17 protein-coding genes and 2 tRNA genes are annotated in these 19,872 nt (G+C 60.7%); 4 read left to right on the forward strand and 15 right to left on the reverse strand.

Going from position 1 to position 19,872, the window contains the following annotated elements; translation table 11 throughout:
- Positions 1 to 6 precede the first annotated feature (6 nt).
- A complete protein-coding gene (locus NTD85_RS23295) occupies positions 7 to 639 on the forward strand; it encodes a LysE family translocator (RefSeq protein WP_262143313.1) in 633 nt (210 codons plus the stop codon).
- 81 nt (positions 640 to 720) lie between these two features.
- Here NTD85_RS23295 and ggt read toward each other — a convergent pair whose 3' ends face one another.
- Positions 721 to 2,553, reverse strand: a complete 1,833-nt coding sequence (gene ggt, locus NTD85_RS23300) for a gamma-glutamyltransferase (RefSeq protein ID WP_262143324.1) — start codon at positions 2,551 to 2,553, stop codon at positions 721 to 723.
- 265 nt (positions 2,554 to 2,818) lie between these two features.
- Here ggt and NTD85_RS23305 point away from each other — a divergent pair, with 265 nt between their 5' ends.
- Entirely contained in the window at positions 2,819 to 3,931 is a 1,113-nt protein-coding gene (locus NTD85_RS23305; protein ID WP_262143314.1) for a M14 family metallopeptidase, read from the forward strand.
- A 105-nt stretch (positions 3,932 to 4,036) separates the two neighbouring features.
- Here the strand turns inward: NTD85_RS23305 and NTD85_RS23310 are convergent.
- The 6 genes from NTD85_RS23310 to NTD85_RS23335 all read right to left on the reverse strand — a co-directional run bounded on the left by NTD85_RS23310 (position 4,037) and on the right by NTD85_RS23335 (position 9,650).
- Positions 4,037 to 4,113: transfer RNA gene (locus NTD85_RS23310), tRNA-Met, on the reverse strand.
- Positions 4,114 to 4,199: 86 nt separating this feature from the next.
- Positions 4,200 to 5,654: an amidase gene (locus tag NTD85_RS23315; protein WP_262143315.1), complete on the reverse strand. Its 1,455-nt coding sequence runs from the start codon at positions 5,652 to 5,654 to the stop codon at positions 4,200 to 4,202.
- A 61-nt stretch (positions 5,655 to 5,715) separates the two neighbouring features.
- The gene (locus tag NTD85_RS23320; RefSeq protein ID WP_410017548.1) at positions 5,716 to 6,750 is read right to left on the reverse strand and encodes an extracellular solute-binding protein; all 1,035 of its coding nucleotides are present in this window, start codon (positions 6,748 to 6,750) and stop codon (positions 5,716 to 5,718) included.
- A gap of 39 nt (positions 6,751 to 6,789) precedes the next feature.
- Entirely contained in the window at positions 6,790 to 7,596 is an 807-nt protein-coding gene (locus NTD85_RS23325; protein ID WP_003228176.1) for an ABC transporter permease, read from the reverse strand.
- Entirely contained in the window at positions 7,596 to 8,516 is a 921-nt protein-coding gene (locus NTD85_RS23330) for an ABC transporter permease (protein ID WP_003228174.1), read from the reverse strand. Before NTD85_RS23330 ends, NTD85_RS23325 begins: the two co-directional genes overlap by 1 nt.
- 15 nt (positions 8,517 to 8,531) lie before the next feature.
- Positions 8,532 to 9,650: an ABC transporter ATP-binding protein gene (locus NTD85_RS23335; protein WP_262143317.1), complete on the reverse strand. Its 1,119-nt coding sequence runs from the start codon at positions 9,648 to 9,650 to the stop codon at positions 8,532 to 8,534.
- Positions 9,651 to 9,877: 227 nt separating this feature from the next.
- Between NTD85_RS23335 and NTD85_RS23340 the strand changes: the two genes are divergently transcribed.
- The gene (locus tag NTD85_RS23340; protein ID WP_262143318.1) at positions 9,878 to 10,780 is read left to right on the forward strand and encodes a LysR substrate-binding domain-containing protein; all 903 of its coding nucleotides are present in this window, start codon (positions 9,878 to 9,880) and stop codon (positions 10,778 to 10,780) included.
- Here NTD85_RS23340 and NTD85_RS23345 read toward each other — a convergent pair.
- A complete protein-coding gene (locus NTD85_RS23345; RefSeq protein WP_262143319.1) occupies positions 10,773 to 12,830 on the reverse strand; it encodes a methyl-accepting chemotaxis protein in 2,058 nt (685 codons plus the stop codon). The two genes, NTD85_RS23340 and NTD85_RS23345, sit on opposite strands and share 8 nt — an antisense overlap.
- A gap of 444 nt (positions 12,831 to 13,274) precedes the next feature.
- Here NTD85_RS23345 and NTD85_RS23350 point away from each other — a divergent pair, with 444 nt between their 5' ends.
- Complete coding sequence (locus tag NTD85_RS23350; protein WP_003228168.1) at positions 13,275 to 14,492, forward strand: MFS transporter; 1,218 nt, start codon at positions 13,275 to 13,277, stop codon at positions 14,490 to 14,492.
- A 186-nt stretch (positions 14,493 to 14,678) separates the two neighbouring features.
- Here the strand turns inward: NTD85_RS23350 and ychF are convergent, their stop codons facing one another.
- The 7 genes from ychF to lolB form a co-directional block, all read right to left on the reverse strand.
- Positions 14,679 to 15,779, reverse strand: coding sequence for a redox-regulated ATPase YchF (ychF, locus tag NTD85_RS23355; protein ID WP_003228166.1), 1,101 nt, complete (start codon positions 15,777 to 15,779; stop codon positions 14,679 to 14,681).
- Positions 15,780 to 15,801: 22 nt separating this feature from the next.
- Positions 15,802 to 16,386, reverse strand: a complete 585-nt coding sequence (gene pth / locus NTD85_RS23360; protein ID WP_003228164.1) for an aminoacyl-tRNA hydrolase — start codon at positions 16,384 to 16,386, stop codon at positions 15,802 to 15,804.
- 169 nt (positions 16,387 to 16,555) lie between these two features.
- Positions 16,556 to 17,158: a 50S ribosomal protein L25/general stress protein Ctc gene (locus NTD85_RS23365; protein ID WP_003228162.1), complete on the reverse strand. Its 603-nt coding sequence runs from the start codon at positions 17,156 to 17,158 to the stop codon at positions 16,556 to 16,558.
- Between the two features lie 141 nt (positions 17,159 to 17,299).
- Entirely contained in the window at positions 17,300 to 18,241 is a 942-nt protein-coding gene (locus tag NTD85_RS23370) for a ribose-phosphate pyrophosphokinase (RefSeq protein ID WP_003171603.1), read from the reverse strand.
- A gap of 45 nt (positions 18,242 to 18,286) precedes the next feature.
- Positions 18,287 to 18,361: transfer RNA gene (locus NTD85_RS23375), tRNA-Gln, on the reverse strand.
- Between the two features lie 37 nt (positions 18,362 to 18,398).
- Complete coding sequence (ispE, locus tag NTD85_RS23380) at positions 18,399 to 19,250, reverse strand: 4-(cytidine 5'-diphospho)-2-C-methyl-D-erythritol kinase (protein WP_003228157.1); 852 nt, start codon at positions 19,248 to 19,250, stop codon at positions 18,399 to 18,401.
- A gap of 3 nt (positions 19,251 to 19,253) precedes the next feature.
- Positions 19,254 to 19,871 carry a lipoprotein insertase outer membrane protein LolB gene (gene lolB / locus NTD85_RS23385; protein WP_003228156.1) on the reverse strand — a complete coding sequence of 206 codons (618 nt, stop codon included), beginning with the start codon at positions 19,869 to 19,871 and terminating at the stop codon, positions 19,254 to 19,256.
- Between the last annotated feature and the right edge of the window lies 1 nt (position 19,872).

Below are 19,872 nucleotides of genomic sequence, written 5' to 3' on the forward strand. Positions count from 1 at the left end.
CGCCCCATGGACCTTTCGCTTTCCAGCTATCTCGCCCCGTTGCTGTCGCTGGCGCTGTTGTGGACGGTCGCGGTGGTCACCCCCGGCCCGAACTTCTTCAACATCGCCCAACTGGCGGTCAGCCGTTCCCGACGCCATGGCATGGTCGCGGCGCTGGGCGTCGCCAGCGGCACCGTGTTGTGGGGCCTGGCCGGCGGTTTGGGGATTCAGACCTTGTTCAGCGCGGCGCCAACCCTGTACCTGAGCTTCAAGATCGCCGGTGGCTGCTACCTGATCTACCTCGGCCTCAAGCAGTTCAAACGCAAAGCGCCGATTGCCGCCGGTACGCTGGATGAGTCGCAACAGACCCTGCTGGGCGCCTACGGGCGGGGCTTTCTGGGCAACATGACCAACCCCAAGTCGGCACTGTTCGTCGCCACCATCTTCGCCACCGCAATGCCGGCCCACGTCCCGCCGCTACTGCTAACACTGGCTGTGCTGACCATGGCCACGCTGTCGTTCAGTTGGTATTGCAGCGTTGCGTTGTTCTTCGCCAGCCGCCGGATCGCGAGTGTTTACGAGCGTTCACGGCAATGGCTGGATCGCTTGGCCGGTGGTTGTTATCTGCTGTTTGGGGCGCATCTGGTGGCTAATCGCTGAGCCGGGTGATATTGCGCGTTAAACCCGTTGCATGAAAAAAGGCTTACCTCGCGGTAAGCCTTTTCTTGTTTCTGCGTAACCTCAATCCCCCAACGCTTCCCCTTCACGCCGCGGATCCGCGCCACCCTCCAAAGACGCTTTACCCTGCGCATCCTTGACCCTAACGATCGCCTGGGTGCCGCTGGTCATGTCGATTTCATTCACCGCATGGCCCTTGTCCTTCAACGCCTGAATCAACGCCGGGCTGAACTGGCCTTGTTCCAGTTCGGTCGGGCCGTTGCGGCTGCCGAAGTTGGGCAGGCTGATGGCGCTTTGCGGGTCGAGGTTCCAGTCGAGCAGGCCGACGGTGGTCTTGGCCACGTATTCGATGATCTGCGAACCGCCCGGCGAGCCGACGCTGGCGAGGAATTCGCCGCTGTTGCGGTCGAAGATCAGCGTCGGCGCCATCGACGAGCGAGGGCGTTTGCCGGGTTCGACGCGGTTGGCGACTTTCTGCCCGTTCTCTTCGGGGATGAACGAGAAGTCGGTCATCTGGTTGTTCAGCAAAAAGCCCTGCACCATCAGATGCGAGCCGAACGCCGCTTCGATGGTGGTGGTCATCGACACCGCACCGCCCAAGTCATCCACGGCGACGACTTGCGAGGTGGAAATGCGCAGCGGCGAGCGATCCGGCGCGTAGGCCACTTGCACGCCCGGCGGGGTGCCCGGTTGGGCGCTGCCCATGCTGCGTTCGCCGATCAGGCTGGCGCGGCTGGCCAGATAACCCGGGTCGACCAGACCTTTGACCGGTACCGGAACGAAATCGGTGTCGGCGACGTATTGCGCACGGTCGGCGTAGGCCAGGCGTTCGGCTTCGGCGATCAGGTGCACCGCTTGGGGATCGGGTTCGATACCGGCCGGTTTGTTGGTTTTCACCGGTTTGAGCGGCGTCAGCGACAGGCGCGGGTCGCGGCTTTCCAGCGCCTGCAAGGTGCCGAGAATCTGCGCCACGGCGATCCCGCCCGATGATGGCGGCGGCATGCCGCAGACCTGCCAGCGCTTGTAGTCGGTGCACAGCGGTGCGCGTTCCTTGGCCTGATAGCGCTGAAGATCATTCAGCGACAGGCTCCCGGGATTGGCGTGGCCCTGCACCTTGGCGACGATCTCCTCGGCAATCGGGCCTTTGTACAGCGCGTCCGGGCCTTCGTTGGCGATGCGCTTGAGCACGGCGGCCAATGCCGGATTCTGCAGACGGGTGCCGATGGCTTTGACGCTGCCGTCGCGGTTGAGGAAGTAGGCGGCCATGTCCGGTGATTTACGGATCGCCGGGTCGGATTCCAGCAGCGAATGCAGGCGCGGCGAGATCACGAAACCCTGCTCGGCGAGTTTGATCGCCGGCTCAAACAGCGTGGCCCACGGCAGGCGACCGTGTTGCTTGTGTGCCATTTCCAGCGCACGCAGCACGCCCGGGGTGCCCACCGACCGACCGCCGATCTGCGCCTGGGGGAATGGCATCGGTTTGCCGTCGGCCTGCAGGAACAGCTTCTCGGTGGCACCCGCCGGGGCGGTTTCGCGCCCGTCATAAGTGCGCACCTGTTTGCCGTCCCACAACACGATCATCGCACCGCCACCGATCCCGGAGGATTGCGGTTCTACCAGAGTCAGCACCGCCTGCATGGCGATCGCCGCGTCTATGGCCGAGCCGCCCTTGCGCAGCATCTCGCGCCCGGCCTCGGCGGCCAGTGGGTTGGCGGCAGCGGCCATGTGTTGACTGGCGTGGCGAGTCTGCAGGTCGGTGCGGTAACCGGAAGCGGCTTCCGGCGCCAGCGGCAAGGTCGAGGAGGGCGGGGCGTTGCACGCGGTGAGGGTCAGGGCGCTGATGATCAGCGTCAGGGCAGGCAGGCGAAAGCGGCTCAGGGGCAGGGCTGGAAACACGTGGGGCTCTCCGTCCGTGGGGTGAAAGGTCTGACGGACTTTATCGACCGGTCGGTCGCGACGCAAACCGGTGGGCATTTTTGTCTTTCTTTTCGGGGCGGATATTCGCTAGGGTCAATCCCAAATTCATCGAACTGAAACAAAGCCCCTGTGGGAGCGAGCTTGCTCGCGAATGCGGCGTGTCAGGCAACCAAAATGTTGAATGCACAATCGCCTTCGCGAGCAAGCTCGCTCCCACAAATACAAAACCAACAAGAGGCGACGCATGCACAGCGAGTTCCCCACCGAATCCAGCTACCGCGATCAACGTGAACGGTTTCTTGCCGCCGCCAACGCCGCTGGCGCCACGCTCACTTCGTATGCGCACCCGCGTTGCGGCCCCTTTGGCGAACCGCTGAGCACCGATGTCGCGGTGCTCGGAGACCCGCAAGCCAAGCGCCGGCTGGTCGCACTCAGCGGCACCCATGGGGTCGAGGGCTATTACGGTTCGGAATGTCAGATTGACTGGCTGCAGGCTTTCGTTCCCGGCTCGCTGCCAAAGGATGTCGCAGTGGTGATGATCCACCTGATCAACCCATGGGGCACCGCGTGGCTGCGCCGGGTCAACGAAGACAACATCGACCTCAACCGCAACCATCTGGATTTCACCGCCCCGTTGCCGGACAACCGCGCCTACGCCACGCTGCACGAGATCTACACCTGCACCGATTTGCACGGCCCCGAGCGTCAGCGCGCCGACGCTTTGCTCGACGCACAGATTGCCGAACACGGCTGGCCAGCGGTGATGTCGATTGTCGAGGGCGGTCAGCACAGCCATCCCGATGGACTGTTCTATGGCGGCCGCGCGCCGAGCTGGTCGAATCGCACGCTGCACCAGATCATCGACGCGCATCTGGCGGATGCGGAAACCGTGATGTGTTTCGACCTGCACACCGGCGCCGGCGAGTACGGCCATCCAATGTTGCTGACCATCACCAAAGCGCCTTACCCGGCACTGACCCAGGCGCAATCGATCTACGGCCCGTGGCTGTACACCTTGCACACCGGCGCCGAAACGTTGAGCGAAACCGGTGTCGCAGCGACGGCTACCGGCTACACCTCACAGGCATTGCTCGATGCGTTGCCCGGCGTGCAGCTGATGCCATTCGTGATCGAATGCGGAACGTATCCGGGGCCGCAGGTGCATCGTTATTTGCGTGATGACCATTGGCTGCATCTGCATGGCGATCCGCTGGATGCGACGGGGCGGGCGATCAAGTTGAAACTGCTGGAACAGTTCTATCCGGCTGATCCTGACTGGCGGGCGATGGTCGGGTTACGCACTCGGCAGATCTGGGCGAGGGGGTTGATGGCCTTGTCGGCAGAGCAGCCTGAATAGGTCAGGTTTGGCATTGTGGTGAGGAGATAAATCCCCTCACCACAGATGATGTTTTTTCGAGGCATAAAAAAACGGCTTACCTTTCGGTAAGCCGTTTTTAGTACTTGGTGGCTACACAGGGACTTGAACCCCGGACCCCAGCATTATGAATGCTATGCTCTAACCAACTGAGCTATGTAGCCAAGTGGCGCGCATTATTCCCCTGAAATGGAAAAGCGTCAAGCGTAAATTTAAAAATTTTTTCTACGCTTTCAACCGTTTATCAAAATCATTGGCCGAGCAGCGGTGAAGGGCAGCGCTGGAACCAGCGGCTGACCTGTTCATACGCGTACGCCAATTGCAGGACAGCGAAGTCGGCCTGGTGCTTGCCGATGATTTGCAGGCCCATCGGTAAACCATTTGAATTGAATCCCGCCTGAACGTTGGCGACCGGGCAACCCGACAGCGTGCCGGGGATGACCACCTCCATCCAGCGGTGATACGTGTCCATGCTCACGCCCTCGATAGACGTCGGCCAAGGCTGGGTTTTATCGAACGGGAAGACCTGCGCGCTCGGCAGCAGCAGGTAATCGTATCGTTCGAACAAGCGCGAAATCGCCCGATACCAATCGCTGCGCACCGCGGATGCGGCGAACACTTCGCTGGCCGATAGCTTCAAGCCGTTCTCCACCTCCCAAATCGCTTCCGGTTTCAACAACGCACGTTTTTGCAGATCGGCATACGTCGCGCCCAAAGACCCCGCGACCATCCAGTGCCGCAACGTCCGCCAACTGCTCCACAACCGCTCAGGCGCGAAACCCGGCTCCACCGACTCAACCTGACAACCGATGCTTTCAAAGTCGGCAAAGGTTTTCTCACACAGCGACAGCACACCTCTCTCCATCGGCAGATAGCCATTGAAGTCCCCCAGCCACCCCAACCGAGTGCCTTTGAAGTCGCGCTCCAGCGGTTCGGCAAATGCCTCCCCGGATTCGCTGATCGACAGCGGCGCCCGCGCATCGCCCCCGGCCTGCACCGACAGCAACAACGCTGCATCGCGCACGCTGCGGGCCATCGGCCCTTCGTAACCGAGTTGATCGAAAAACAGATCTGCACTGTCATCAAACGGCACGCGGCCCTGCGACGGACGAAAACCAAAGATGTTGTTGAACGCCGCCGGATTACGCAGCGACCCCATCATGTCGCTGCCATCGGCCACCGGCACCAGGTGCATCGCCAACGCCGCCGCTGCGCCGCCACTGCTGCCGCCCGCCGTTTTGCTCGGGTCATAAGCGCAGCCAGTCGCACCGAACAGCGGGTTGTAACTCTGCGAACCGAGGCCGAATTCCGGGGTGTTGGTCTTGCCGATGATGATCGCGCCGGCCGCTTTGATCCGCTCGACCATGATGCCGTCGCGCTCGGGGATAAAGTCCTTGAACAGCGGCGAACCCAGCGTGGTGCGGATGCCCTGGGTCAGCGACAGATCCTTGATTGCGTGGGGCAGGCCGTGCATCCAGCCACGGTATTCACCGCGCGCCAGTTCAGCGTCGCGCGCATCGGCCTGAGCCAGCAGAACATCGGGCGCCTGCAGGCTGATCAGCGCATTGACCATCGGATTGAAACGTTCGATATGGGCAAGATAAGTCTGCATCACTTCGCGGCAGGACACCTGACGCAGGCGGATGCGGTCGGCGAGGGCGTGGGCCTGCAGCAGGACCAGTTCGCTGATGTTATTGGAGTTCATGACAACGGCGCCTTTCAGACGGCTGGAGAAACGCCCCGGCTGCATACCGGGGCGGCAGGGATCAACGCATCAGGTTGGTCCAGAGACGGTCGGCGAGGCGGATCGCGCCTTCACCGCAGGTCTTGCTGAACACCACGTTGGTACCCTCGGGAATGTGTAATTCCGGCGCATCCTTGAGCGCCGCGTCGAGGAACGGTTCGACGCCTTTGATCGGGCTCTGGTGCTTGAGGAAGTTCTGCGTCATCGCCGAGTTCTCCGGCTGGCTGAGGAACGCGATGAACGCCTTGGCATTCGCCGGATTCTTGCTGCCGGTGGGGATGACCATGTTGTCGACCCAGGCCAGCACGCCTTCTTTCGGGTACAGGTATTTCAGGCTCGGTTTCATCTCCCGGGCGCGCATCGACGAGCCGCCCCAGAACATCGACATGTCGATTTCACCCGAGGCAAGGTTCTCGCGAATCGAGCCGGCCTTGGAGCTGTAAGTCTTCACGAACGGCTTCTGCGCCTTGAGCAGCGTGAGGATCTGCTGCATCTGTTTCGGGTCTTCGCTGCACAGCGGAATGTTCAGATACAGGCTGGCCATGTCGACCATATCGCTGACCGAATCGAACATGTTGATCCGCCCCTGCAACTCGGCTGGCGGCTCGTACAAAACTTTGTAGCTGTCGGCCGGCCCTTGGTAGCGCGCACTGTCGAGCACCACGCTGGTAGTGCCCCAGATGAACGGCACCGAATACGCGCCTTCAGGGTCCCAGCTCGGTTTTTTCAGGTTATCCACAACGCTGGCGTAGTACGGTTCCTTGACCGGATCGAAACGCTCGAGCAGGTTTTCCTTGATCAGAATCGGGATGAACTGGTGCGACGGAATCGCCACGTCATAGCCAGCGCCGCCCTGTTTCAGCTTGGCCAGCAGGGTCTCGTTGGAGTCGTAGGAATCGACCGTGACTTCGATGCCCGTCTGCTTCTGGAACTTGGCGAGAATCTCCGGCGAGAAGTACCCGCTCCAGCTCACCACGTTGAGTTTTTCCGCGGCCTGAACGCTGCCGGCCATGATCAGCGGCACAGTCAGGAACAACCCGGTGCCGACGCTTTTCATCCACTTGCTCATGTTATTTCCCCACGGTTCGTAGAAGGTTCAGGCGGGCTTTTTGCCCAGCAGGTAAGAGAGGCTGACGAACAGCACCGAGACGCCGAGGATCAGGGTCGAGACGGCGTTGACGTCGGGTGTCACGCCCATGCGCAACAGACCGAAGATGAAGATCGGCAGGGTGGTGGTGCCGGCCTGGGAGACCATCATCGAGATCACGAAGTTATCCAGCGAGACGATGAAGGCCAGCATCAGCCCGGAGAAAATCCCCGGCATCAGCAGCGGCAAGGTCACTTTGCGGAAGGTGCGCCACGGGCCGGCGTAGAGGTCGGCGGAGGCTTGTTCCAGCGACAGGTCCATGTCGTTGAGGCGAGCGCGGATCGGCAGGTAGGCGAACGGAATGCAGAACACCGTATGGGCGATGATCAGGTTGCCGTAACCCAGTGACAGGCCGATGGTGGAGAACAAGGCGAGCGTCGCCACACCGACGACGATTTCCGGCAACACCAGCGGCAGCATGATTGCGCCCATCGACAGTTGCAGGCCCTTGAACCTGGCGCCGCGCGAAGTACCGAGGGCGGCGAGGGTGGCAATCGCGGTGGCGATCATGCTTGCGCAGACCGCGATCAACAGGCTGTTGCCGGCGGCCTGGCGCAGGGCCTGATTGGCGAACGCGGCGCGGTACCAGTCGAGGCTGAACCCGGTCCACACCGTCGCCGACTGGTTGGCGTTGAACGAGAACACCACCAGCACCACGATTGGCGCATACAGGTACAGATAGAACAGGAAACTGAAGCCGCCGAAGCCGGGGAAGTCCTGCACGCCCAGCCCTTTGCGTTTGAATAATCCGAGCATCACGCACCTCCCTTGGCGATGCGCTGGCGCTCGGCGCGCAGGGCATACACGGTCAGCACCAGCATCACGGCGGCCATCAGCACCAGCGACAGTGCGGCGCCGAACGGCCAGTTACGGGCATCGCTGAACTGCCGGAAAATCAGATTGCCGAGCATCATCCGCGTGCCGCCGCCGAGCAATTCCGGAGCGATCATTGCGCCCAGACAAGGCACGAAGGTGAGGATGGCGCCGGCGAGAATCCCCGGTTTGGCAATCGGCAACACCACTTTGCGCAAGGTGCGCACGCGTCCGGCATACAGATCCTGCGCCGCTTCGAGCAGGCGGATATCCATCTTTTCCAGCGTCGCGTAGATCGGCAAGACCACGAACGGTGCGTAGGTGTAAACCAGCCCCAGCAGCACCGCGCCGTCGGTGTACAACAACTGCAACGGCTCATGGATGACGCCCATGCCCATCAGGCTGTTGTTGATCACTCCGGTGTTGCGCAGCAGCAGAATCCACGCGTAAGTGCGGATCAGCAGGTTGGCCCAGAACGGCACGGTGATCAGAAAGATCAGCAAGCCACGCCGGTGCGCCGGTTGCATCGCCAGCCACACCGCGACCGGGAAACCGATCAGCAGGGTGATGATCGTGGTCAGCCCGGCGATGCCGATCGAGCGCAGGGCAATGATCAGATAGGAGTCGGCGAACGCGAGGCTGTCGTCCATCTGGCGTTCGAACAGCAACGAGGTGTAAGCATCAGTACTGAAGACTTTATTGACCCCGCCGTAGGGGTTGGCTTCCATCAGCGAATAGCCGATGACGATCAGGATCGGCACCACCAGAAACAAGCCGATGGCGAGCAGCGCCGGGCTCACTCCGAGGAAGCTCTGGAAAGCCTTGCGGCGTTCCAGCGTGTTGGCAATCGGTAAGGCGTGCATGGCAACTCCTCGGGCTCAATCGTGCAGGACGCTGGCGCTTCCCCGGTCGAACAACAGACCGGCCTGACTGCCGACGGCAAAGCGCAGGCTCTGATCGACGCAGTTGGGCGTGCGCACGGTGAGGCGCGAACCGTCGCTGAGGCTGACCTGATATTGCAGATCGGTGCCAAGGTAGATCTGCGCTTCGATCCGGCACGGCAAGGCGTTTTCCATGTCGGCTGCGACCAGATGCAGGCGTTCCGGACGCACCGACAACGTCACGCTGGCGCCGACCGCCACATCGCTGCATGCTTGCGCCGGCAACGGATGCCCGGCCGGCCCGGCGAACCAGGCCATGCCGTCTTCGACTTGCGTGACCGTGCCCTCGATGAAATTGGTTTCGCCAATGAAGTCGGCGACGAAGCGATTGCGCGGGCGTTCGTAAATGTCTTCGGGGCGGCCGACCTGCTGCACTTCGCCTTCGGACAACACGGCGATGCGGTCGGACATGGTCAGCGCTTCTTCCTGGTCGTGGGTGACGAAGATGAAGGTGATGCCGGTCTTGGCCTGAATCGATTTCAGCTCTTCGCGCATGGCCTGGCGCAGCTTCAGATCGAGCGCTGACAGTGGCTCATCGAGCAGCAGCACTTTGGGGTGTGGCGCCAGTGCGCGGGCGAGGGCGACACGCTGTTGCTGGCCGCCGGACAGCTGCGCCGGTTTACGCTGGGCGAAGCGCTCCATCTGCACCAGCGCGAGCATCTCGCGCACGCGCTCGGCGATCTGCGTCTTGCTCAGGACTTTGCCCATCGGCTGCGATTCGAGGCCGAAGGCCAGGTTTTCGGCGATGGTCATGTGCGGGAACAGTGCGTAATGCTGGAACACTGTGTTGACCGGCCGCTGGAACGGCGGGCGATCAGCGATGTTTTCGCCGTACAGCAGAATCTCGCCTTCGGTGGGAAACTCGAAGCCGGCGATCATCCGCAGCAGGGTGGTTTTGCCGCAGCCGGAAGGGCCGAGCAGGGTAAAGAATTCGTTGTCGTGGATGTCCAGGTCGATGTTTTTCAACGCCACCGGACCGGTGTTCGGATCACCGTAAACCTTGCGCACCGAGCGGATCGACACCGCCAGCGTTTGCAGCGAATGCAGGGCATTCATGCGTTACCTCCGATTCCCCCATCGCCTGCGATGGCGCTGTGAATCAGCGACGTCGTCGGGCCATGGATATTATTTTTCTGGGCAGGATCGAGATTGCGTTCGGGGTGAAACCAGCTGTTTTTTTGTTCTGCTGTGGCTCGATTATCAGCGAGGGCTTGCGCGGGGCGAAACTTCAATTTAAACATGGCAGGTGTTAGTTAATTTAACAGCCAAAGGTGCCAGGAATCATGCCCGACCAGCGTTTGCCGCCGCTCAACGCGGTGCGTGCCTTTGATGCCGCCGCGCGCTTGGGCAGCTACGTCGAAGCCTCGAAAGCCCTGCATGTGACCCAGCCAGCGATTGGTCGGCACGTGAAGTTGCTGGAGGAGTGGCTGGGCATTCAGTTGTTCGAGCGCACTTCGCGCGGGGTCAACCTGACAGCGGCGGGGGAGAAGTACCACCGCAAGATCGCCGCGGCCCTGCAGTTGATTATCGAGGCCGGCAAGGAAGCGCAGCCCAAAGAGGCCGAGCGCTGGTTGCGGATCATGGTGGTGCCGGGGTTCGCCAAGCGTTGGCTGATGCCACGGATTGAAGCGATGCGTCATTTGCGGCCAGGTTTGAAATTCGCCATTGAGCCGAACTCGACCTTCACCGAAGTCGATGGCAAAAGCGCCGATCTGGGCATTGTTTATGGCCTCGACGGGCAGTACGCCGACTCCCGTGAAGCGTTGATCTGCCCGCGCGTGTTTCCGATCTGCACCCCGCACTATCTCGCCAGCATCGGACCTGTGACCAGCCCGGCCGATCTGGTTCGTCACGAGCTGATCCACGTCGATGACGGCGAATGGTGGAACCTGTGGTTCGCCGCGCACGACCTGGATATTCACCTCAATTCGGACATGCTCTACGTCAACAACGATCACGCGCTGTCGGTGGCCGAAAGCGGGCAGGGCATAGCCCTGGCCAACGAAGTGCTGGTTCGCGAGGAACTGAAGTCCGGCAAACTGGTGCGCGCGGTGGACGCCCAGGTGAAGCTGGAAAGCTATCGGGTCCTCACGCCGTCCGCCGAACTGTCGGCGGATGCGGCGTGGTTTATTCAGTGGCTGAAGACCGAGCTGGAAGCAGACTTCCCCGAGGCGCGGATCAGCTGAGGCGGAAGCGTGCGGTGTTGTCGCTCAGGGCCTTGCTGCCCTGGCTCAGGGTGTCCGCCGCCAGGTTCACTGCACGGGCGCCTTCCAGCAGACGCACCGCGGCCTGATCGACCTGCTGGATATTGCCGCTGACTTCATCGGCGGTGCTTGCCTGTTCTTCGACGGCGGTAGCGATCTGCGCCAGGGTGTCAGTGACGCTCTGCACCGCGCTGGCGATTTCGCCGAGACGTTCACCAAGACCGGTCACCGCTTCGGCATCCGATTGCGCCTGGCCGCACGCGGCTTCCATCAGACTCACCGCTTCGTTGACCGTGGCGCGCAGGCTGTCGACCGTGCCGGCAATCTGCGCGGTCGATGACTGGGTGCGCTGCGACAGGCTGCGCACTTCATCGGCGACCACGGCAAAGCCGCGTCCCTGTTCGCCGGCGCGTGCCGCCTCGATCGCAGCGTTGAGTGCCAACAGGTTGGTCTGCTCGGCGACGCCACGAATGGTGTCGACCACCAGTTGAATCTGCTGACCCTGTTCGCTGACTCGACCAAGTGCGGCAGCGGTGTCGTTCAAGCGTTGGTTGAGTTGCTGAATGCTCGCCGTGGTGCGCTGACTGTCGCGGCTGCTGTCGGCAGCGATGCGCCGCGTGTGCTGGGCGCTGCCGGAAGCCTGTTCGCAACTCTGCGCCACCCCTTGCGAAGTGGCGGCGAGTTGCGTGGCAGCGGCGGCGATCTGGCTGATCTGCAATTGCTGCGCTTCGACTTCACTGAGCGCGCCGCTGGAGTGATCGTTGAGGCTGCGCACCGCGTGGCTCAGTTGCGAGGTCTCGTGATCGACCCCGAGCATGCTGGCGCGCAGTTGCACCACGGCAACGTTGAGCGCGGTGCTGATCGCCGCCAGCTCATCGCGGCCCACCACCGGCACTTGCAGGCTCAGGTTGCCGTCACGCAGGGCCTCGGCCAGCAGAGTAATGCCGCTGGCGCTGCGGCGGATCGAAGCCTGCAGGCAGACGAATAGGTACAGCGCCGCCAACAGCAGGCAACCGAAGATCGCCGCGACCACGATGAACTGGCGAATCGCCGAAGCGTGGTAGGCGTCCAGACGCTGATCCAGCGACAGCAGTGATTGCTGGCGCAACGACGCAAGGTCGCCCAATAGTGCATCGAGGCTGCGTTCGAAGTCTTCCGGTTTGAGGGTAATGCTGCCGCCGAACACGCCGTCATCCAGCACTTTCAGCCCAGCATCGAGGCGCTTGAGACTGTCGTGGTACTGACCGGCCCAGGTTTGCAGATCGCTCGGCAGGCGCGCTTCGAGCAGGCCTGCCGTTTTGACAAGCTGCTCGCGGGCGTCGCCGATGCGGCCGCGCAGGTCACGCAGCTGCAAGCGACTCTGCAAAGTGAATTGTCCCGAGACCACCGAAGCCTGGCCGACCGCCGCCAGGCGGCCCACGCGCTCGATCAGATCCGGTGCGTGCTGCGTGGAGATCTGCGTCAGCAGATAGGTTTCCAGCCATGGCGCCAGCGTCAGGCGGTTGTCCATGACAATCTGCTCGCGCAAGGCTTGCAGGGCGCTGAGGGCGTTGGTGAAACGGTCATAACCGTCCGGCCACCAGCCGACGCTGCTCAGGCTTTTCGAATCCAGACCGCCGAGTGCGGTTTGCAGGGCTTGATAGCGAGCGAGGGTTTCGCCTTCGGCGCCTTCATTTTTCAGGGCGTTGCCCAGATCCGTGGTGGCTTGCACAACGGCGGGCTGAACCTTGTCGAACGCGGCCATGGCGGCGAGGGTTGCCGGGGTCGGCTGGCGATTGGTTTCGGTGGCGCGCCAACGGGCGGCGCGGTCACGCTGGGCGGCGAGCAGATTGTCCAGCGCATCGAGGCTGAGCAACTGGCGCACCCCGGCACGTTCGCCGGAAATCAGGTTGAGCTTGTCGCGATAGTCCTGGCCGATCATCAACAGACTGCCGGCCAACGGCAGAATGAACAGCAGAAACAACAGCTGGAATTTACGTGCGAATCCAAACCGCCCCAGCAATTTGATCCCCGGTGACAAGAAAGCCTGCATGCCTCATGACTCCTCTGGACACCACGCACCAATGGCGTGCATCGCGGTCGTGCGACCTCGATGTCGTGCCCTGCTAAAAGGCCTCGAAAGTTCACTCTCGCCCGCTCTGTAGGCCGGCTCTGTAGCGAAACTTCCCATTCTCGGCTGCCTTTGTAAGGCGGCCGCGTTCGAGGAGAGAAGCAAGGCAAGATTCAGACCATGGCGTTGAGCTATCACCTATCCCATGTAGGAGCTGCCGAAGGCTCGGGCCGCGATCGGACGATCTTTTGATCTTGCCCTTAAAAACAAAATCAAAAGATCGCAGCCTGCGGCAGCTCCTACAGGGGTTGATGAGTTATGGAGTTGGACGTTAGTTAGCTGGCTAAGGGGATGGCGCTGGCGCACCGAAAAATGGCACATTGGCGCACCTGCCTGCGTGCACCCATCTGCTGTACGGAAACTTTCATGGCTATCAGCAACGCTCAGACCGCCGCTGCCTCGGCGTCCGCTCCTCCCCAAAGCAGCCCGTTGGTGATGCGTATCATCGGCGCGGTGGCGCTGGCGCATTTGATCAACGACCTGATTCAGTCGGTGCTGCCGTCGATCTATCCGATGCTCAAGGCCAACTATGGTTTGAGCTTCACCCAGGTCGGTTTGATTACCCTGACCTTTCAACTGACAGCATCGTTGCTGCAGCCGTGGGTCGGTTATCACACTGACCGCCATCCGAAACCGTGGCTGTTGCCGGCAGGTTCGGTTTGCACGCTGATCGGCATCGTGATGATGTCGATGGTCGGCAGTTTTCCGTTGATTCTGCTGGCGGCGGCGCTGATCGGTATCGGCTCCTCGACCTTCCACCCCGAGGCTTCGCGGATCGCGCGGCTGGCCTCGGGCGGGCGCTTCGGTCTGGCGCAATCGACCTTCCAGGTCGGTGGTAACGCCGGTTCTGCGTTCGGCCCGTTGCTGGCAGCGGCGATCATTATTCCGTTCGGTCAGGGCAACGTGGCGTGGTTCGGTCTGTTCGCGGTGTTTGCGCTGTTCGTGCTGTACCGCATCAGCCGCTGGTACGCCCATCACCTGAACCTGTTCAAACTCAAGGCCGGGCAGGCGGCGACTCACGGGCTGTCGAAGGGCAGGGTGACCAGTGCGCTGGTGGTGCTCGGCTTGCTGGTGTTCTCCAAGTATTTCTACATGGCCAGCCTCACCAGCTATTTCACGTTCTACCTGATCGAGAAGTTCGACCTGTCGGTGGCCAGTTCGCAGCTGCACCTGTTCCTGTTTCTCGGCGCAGTGGCGGCGGGGACGTTCTTTGGCGGGCCGATTGGCGACAAGATCGGGCGTAAGGCGGTGATCTGGTTTTCGATCCTCGGCGTGGCACCGTTCACCTTGCTGATGCCGCACGTCGATCTGTTCTGGACCACTGTCCTCAGCGTGGTGATCGGCTTCATTCTCGCTTCGGCGTTCTCGGCGATTGTGGTTTACGCGCAGGAACTGGTGCCGGGCAATGTCGGGATGATTGCCGGGGTGTTCTTCGGCTTGATGTTCGGGTTTGGCGGGATTGGCGCGGCGCTGCTTGGGCATCTGGCGGATGTGCACGGGATTGAGTACGTGTACTTCCTGTGCTCGTTCTTGCCGCTATTTGGTGTGTTGGCGATTTTCCTGCCGCGCACCAAAAAAACCTGACCTACACAATTCCAACTGTGGGAGCGGGCTTGCTCGCGAAGGCGGTGTATCAGTCGATATTAATGTGGCTGACACATCGCCTTCGCGAGCAAGCCCGCTCCCACAGGGTATTGCTGGTGTTGCATACAAATCTGTCAGGCACAAAAAAGCCGCGTATCAAACGCGGCTTTTTCTTGGGCGTGTTGCTTACACGTTGAAGCGGAAGTGCATTACGTCGCCGTCTTTGACGATGTAGTCCTTGCCTTCCAGGCGCCATTTACCGGCTTCCTTGGTACCGGCTTCGCCCTTGTACTGGATGAAGTCGTTGTAGGCGATCACTTCGGCGCGGATGAAGCCTTTTTCGAAGTCGGTGTGGATCACGCCAGCGGCTTGTGGTGCGGTGGCACCGACGCGGACGGTCCAGGCGCGGACTTCTTCGACACCAGCAGTGAAGTAGGTCTGCAGGTGCAGCATTTCGTAGCCGGCGCGGATCACGCGGTTCAGGCCAGGCTCTTCCAGGCCCAGGGCCTCGAGGAACATGTCTTTCTCTTCGCCGTCATCCAGTTCGGCGATTTCCGCTTCGATCTTGTTGCACACCGGAACGACCATGGCGCCTTCTTCTTCGGCGATGGCCTTGACCACGTCCAGGTGCGGGTTGTTCTCGAAACCGTCTTCAGCGACGTTGGCGATGTACATGACCGGTTTGGTGGTCAGCAGGTGGAAGCCCTTGATCACGGCCTTTTCGTCAGCGCTCATGTTCTTCATCAGGCTGCGCGCAGGCTTGCCTTCGGTGAAGTGCGCGATCAGTTGCTCCAGCAGAGCCTTCTGAACCACGGCGTCCTTGTCACCACCCTTGGCGTTGCGCGCGACTTTCTGCAGTTGCTTCTCGCAGCTGTCGAGGTCGGCGAAGATCAGTTCCAGGTCGATGATTTCGATATCGCGCTTCGGGTCGACGCTGTTGGACACGTGGATCACGTTGTCGTCTTCGAAGCAGCGCACGACGTGAGCGATGGCGTCGGTTTCGCGAATGTTGGCCAGGAACTTGTTGCCCAGACCTTCACCTTTCGACGCGCCGGCCACCAGGCCTGCGATGTCGACGAATTCCATGGTGGTCGGCAGGATGCGCTTCGGATTGACGATGGCCGCCAGAGCCTCCAGACGTGGATCCGGCATCGGCACGATGCCGCTGTTCGGCTCGATGGTGCAGAAGGGGAAGTTCTCGGCCGCGATACCGGATTTGGTCAGGGCGTTGAACAGGGTGGACTTGCCGACGTTAGGCAGGCCGACGATGCCGCAATTGAATCCCATGGTGTTTCCCCTCGGATTAGAGTCAGGCCTTCTGGCTGTGCAGGTTTTTCATCGCGCGGTTCCATTCACCGGCGAGGATATCCGGCAGCACGCCGAGGGCAAAGTCGATGCTGGCATCGAGTTTTTCCTGTTCGGCGCGTGGCGCACGACCCAGGACGAAATTTGAAACCATACTGGCGACGCCCGGGTGGCCGATGCCAAGCCGCAGGCGGTAGAAAGTATTCTGATTGCCCAGTTGCGCGATGATGTCGCGCAACCCGTTGTGACCGCCATGGCCGCCGCCCTGCTTGAGCTTGGCGACGCCCGGAGGCAAGTCGAGTTCGTCGTGCGCCACCAGGATTTCTTCAGGCTTGATGCGGAAGAAACCGGCGAGTGCCGCCACGGCCTGGCCGCTGCGGTTCATGTAGGTAGTGGGAATCAGCAGACGAACATCCTGACCCTGATGCGAGTAGCGCCCGGTCAGGCCGAAATATTTGCGATCGGCCACAAGGTTCACACCTTGCGCGGCAGCGATGCGCTCAACAAAAAGGGCCCCTGCGTTATGCCGGGTCTGTTCGTATTCAGCGCCTGGATTTCCCAGGCCAACGATCAGTTTGATGGCAGTCACGATAGGGGCCCTTCCTTGGAGTGGTGGATAACATCGCCGCAAGCAGTGAAGGCGGCGAAAGTGGACGAAAATTGCTCATTTACCATGAATGTAAACTCCGCGTTCTCGCCCGCTTTCTCGCTACGTTCCAGTCCGCGATGTTTCACTCACTCCGACGAACAGAGTGAAATTACTCTGCTGCGCCTTCTTCGGTAGCTTCTGGAGCAACACGTGGAGCGTGGACGTTGGCTACTGCCTTGTCATCGCCGTGTGCCAGAGCAACGAACTCGACACCTTTAGGAGCTTTGAGGTCCGACAGGTGAACGATGGTGCCGATTTCAGCGTCAGCCAGGTCGACTTCGATGAACTCAGGCAGATCTTTTGGCAGGCAGGAAACTTCGATCTCGGCAACAACGTGCGAGATTTCGCCGCCTTTCTTCACTGGAGCAGCTTCGTTGATGAAGTGCACAGGAACGATAGCGGTCAGTTTCTGGCCAGCTACAACGCGTACGAAGTCAGCGTGCATCACGTGGCCTTTGGCCGGGTGACGTTGCAGAGCTTTGATCACGACGTTCTGCTTCTTGCCACCAACGTTCAGCTCGATGATGTGGCTGTAAGCCGCTTCGTTTTCGAGCAGTTTGGCAACTTCTTTGGCCAGCATGCTGATGGATTCAGGGGCTTTGTCGCCACCGTAAACTACAGCTGGAACCAGGCTTGCGAGACGACGCAGGCGGCGGCTCGCACCTTTCCCCAGGTCGGAACGCACTTCAGCATTCAGAGTAAAATCGTTCATTTTGTATCTCCAAAATAGCCATGACCGAGTGGCGTTTGCGACCAGCGCCGAACACGGTATGGGCAAAAAAGCCCCGCCCCGACAGGAATGCCGGGGCGGGGCGCTTTTCGTCAACGAGACATTTCGAGAAGGGCAGGGCCCTTAACGGAACATCGCGCTGATCGATTCTTCATTGCTGATGCGGCGAACCGCTTCGGCAACAACCGGTGCGATATCCAGTTGACGGATACGTGCACAGGCTTGTGCTGCAGCGGACAGCGGGATGGTGTTGGTCACCACCAGCTCGTCCAGCACGGAATTTTCGATATTCTCGATGGCCCGACCCGACAGCACAGGGTGTGTGCAGTAGGCAAAGACCTTGGCTGCGCCATGCTCTTTCAGGGCCTTGGCCGCGTGGCACAGAGTGCCGGCGGTATCGACCATGTCATCGACCAGAATGCAGGTACGCCCTTCGACATCACCGATGATATGCATCACTTCAGAGTGATTGGCTTTCTCACGGCGTTTGTCGATGATCCCGAGATCCACGCCCAGGGATTTGGCAACAGCCCGTGCACGCACGACGCCACCAATGTCCGGGGACACGATCATCAGGTTTTCGAAGCGCTGATCTTCAATGTCATCCACCAGAACCGGGGAGCCGTAGATGTTATCTACCGGAATATCGAAGAAACCCTGAATCTGGTCAGCATGCAGATCAACCGTGAGAACACGGTCGATGCCGACTACGGTAAGCATGTCAGCAACGACTTTCGCGCTGATAGCCACACGTGCGGAACGCGGACGGCGATCCTGACGGGCATAACCAAAATAAGGAATAACAGCAGTAATACGAGTAGCCGAGGAGCGGCGGAAGGCATCAGCCATCACTACCAGTTCCATCAGGTTATCGTTGGTCGGAGCGCAAGTCGGCTGAATAATGAAAACGTCTTTACCGCGAACGTTTTCATTGATCTCGGCAGTAATTTCGCCGTCGGAAAATTTGCCGACAGAGATGTCACCGAGAGGGATATGCAGCTGACGTACAACACGCCGAGCCAGATCGGGGTTAGCGTTCCCCGTAAAGACCATCATCTTGGACACGCGCAGTACCTAGAGGCTGAGGGTAACCTGGATGAGTATAGAAAATGGCAGGGGCGGCTGGATTCGAACCAACGCATGGCAGGATCAAAACCTGCTGCCTTACCGCTTGGCGACGCCCCTGTATCTGTTGCTTCAAGTGCCTGGCACTTGATTCCTTTTAGAGCAGACTTTGCAGCTTGCGATGCAACATCGAAACGTTGCTTCCTTTCGCTACAAACCCTGTAAGGGTCTCTGTCAGAAGGGCCGAGACTTTATCAGCTTCAGCTTTGCTTGGGAAGCCCCCAAACACACAACTTCCAGTTCCGGTGAGTTTTGCTTCGGTAAATTTACCTAACAAATCCAATGCGTTACGTACCTCTGGATAACGCCTTGCAACCACCGGCAAGCAGTCATTTCGACTGTTTCCCTCGGGAACGGGGCGCACTTTAATGGGCGGCGTGTTACGTGTCAACAAAGGATCGGAAAAAATTTCTGCCGTACTTACAGAGACTTGCGGCACGAGTACCAGATACCACGGTTCTTCGGGGTCGACCGGGGTCAGTTTCTCGCCCACGCCTTCGGCAAATGCTGCATGGCCACGGACGAAAACCGGCACGTCTGCACCGAGCGAAAGGCCCAGTGCCGCGAGGCGATCTTCATCCCAGCCCAGTTGCCACAAGTGATTGAGGCCGAGCAGGGTGGTCGCCGCATTGGAGCTGCCGCCACCGATGCCGCCGCCCATGGGCAGCACCTTGTCGATCCAGATGTCGATGCCGAGTGTGCAGCCGGACTGTTGCTGAAGCATTTTTGCCGCGCGCACGATGAGATTGCTGTCGTGGGGCACGCCCGCGAATTCGGTGTGCAGCTGAATCACGCCGTCATCGCGTACGGCGAAGGTGATTTCGTCGCCGTAATCGACAAACTGAAACAGCGTCTGCAGTTCGTGGTAGCCGTCTGCACGGCGCCCGAGAATGTGCAGCATGAGGTTGAGCTTGGCCGGCGACGGCAGCGTCAGACGTGGAGCGGTCATGCTTTATTGCCCCAATTTACGCGGTTGCCAGGTCTTGATCACCAGCGTCACGTCCAGATCGGTGCCGTGCAGCTTGATCCGCTCGGGCAGCCAGTAACCGTTTTGCTCGGCATAGCTGAGGTATTCGACCTTCCAGCCGTCCTGTTCCAGATTGGCTAGGCGACTGTCGTTATCGAGGGACACACGGCTTTTGCTGCTTGGCGCCGGCAGGCCCCGAACCCACCAGGCCAGATTGGACACCGGCAGTTTCCAGCCGAGTTGTTCTTCAAGCAGCGCTTCCGGCGATTCGGAGTCATAGCGGCCCTGGTTGGCAACTTCCAGCGAGACCTTGCCCGGGCGCCCGGTCAGGCGCGCCGCGCCGCGACCCAGCGGGCCGGACAGGCGAATGTCGTAGTAGTCCTGGCGTTGCAGCCAGAACAGCGTGCCGCTACCGGAATCTTTCGGTGCGCGGATGCCGATCTTGCCGTCGATCTGCCAGCCGTCGAGGGCGGTCAGCTGTTGTTTGTTCGCGGCCCACTGAGCCGGACTGCCGTGGCCCTCGACCGATTCGCGAGCGCCGAAGCCCGCGCAACCAGCGAGCAGGGCGATGAAGCTGAAAACAATAACGTGGCGCAAAAACATG

This window comes from Pseudomonas sp. 13B_3.2_Bac1, from assembly GCF_025466205.1.
GTDB lineage: Bacteria > Pseudomonadota > Gammaproteobacteria > Pseudomonadales > Pseudomonadaceae > Aquipseudomonas > Aquipseudomonas fluorescens_H.

Excerpts from the sequence above, each read along its gene's own strand:
- NTD85_RS23295 (WP_262143313.1), top strand. The coding sequence starts at position 7 with ATGGACCTTTCGCTTTCCAGCTATCTCGCCCCGTTGCTGTCGCTGGCG.
- NTD85_RS23305 (WP_262143314.1), top strand. The coding sequence starts at position 2,819 with ATGCACAGCGAGTTCCCCACCGAATCCAGCTACCGCGATCAACGTGAA.
- NTD85_RS23315 (WP_262143315.1), bottom strand. The coding sequence starts at position 5,654 with ATGAACTCCAATAACATCAGCGAACTGGTCCTGCTGCAGGCCCACGCC.
- NTD85_RS23320 (WP_410017548.1), bottom strand. The coding sequence starts at position 6,750 with ATGAAAAGCGTCGGCACCGGGTTGTTCCTGACTGTGCCGCTGATCATG.
- NTD85_RS23325 (WP_003228176.1), bottom strand. The coding sequence starts at position 7,596 with ATGCTCGGATTATTCAAACGCAAAGGGCTGGGCGTGCAGGACTTCCCC.
- NTD85_RS23330 (WP_003228174.1), bottom strand. The coding sequence starts at position 8,516 with ATGCACGCCTTACCGATTGCCAACACGCTGGAACGCCGCAAGGCTTTC.
- NTD85_RS23335 (WP_262143317.1), bottom strand. The coding sequence starts at position 9,650 with ATGAATGCCCTGCATTCGCTGCAAACGCTGGCGGTGTCGATCCGCTCG.
- NTD85_RS23340 (WP_262143318.1), top strand. The coding sequence starts at position 9,878 with ATGCCCGACCAGCGTTTGCCGCCGCTCAACGCGGTGCGTGCCTTTGAT.
- NTD85_RS23345 (WP_262143319.1), bottom strand. The coding sequence starts at position 12,830 with ATGCAGGCTTTCTTGTCACCGGGGATCAAATTGCTGGGGCGGTTTGGA.
- NTD85_RS23350 (WP_003228168.1), top strand. The coding sequence starts at position 13,275 with ATGGCTATCAGCAACGCTCAGACCGCCGCTGCCTCGGCGTCCGCTCCT.
- ychF (WP_003228166.1), bottom strand. The coding sequence starts at position 15,779 with ATGGGATTCAATTGCGGCATCGTCGGCCTGCCTAACGTCGGCAAGTCC.
- NTD85_RS23365 (WP_003228162.1), bottom strand. The coding sequence starts at position 17,158 with ATGAACGATTTTACTCTGAATGCTGAAGTGCGTTCCGACCTGGGGAAA.
- ispE (WP_003228157.1), bottom strand. The coding sequence starts at position 19,250 with ATGACCGCTCCACGTCTGACGCTGCCGTCGCCGGCCAAGCTCAACCTC.
- lolB (WP_003228156.1), bottom strand. The coding sequence starts at position 19,871 with ATGTTTTTGCGCCACGTTATTGTTTTCAGCTTCATCGCCCTGCTCGCT.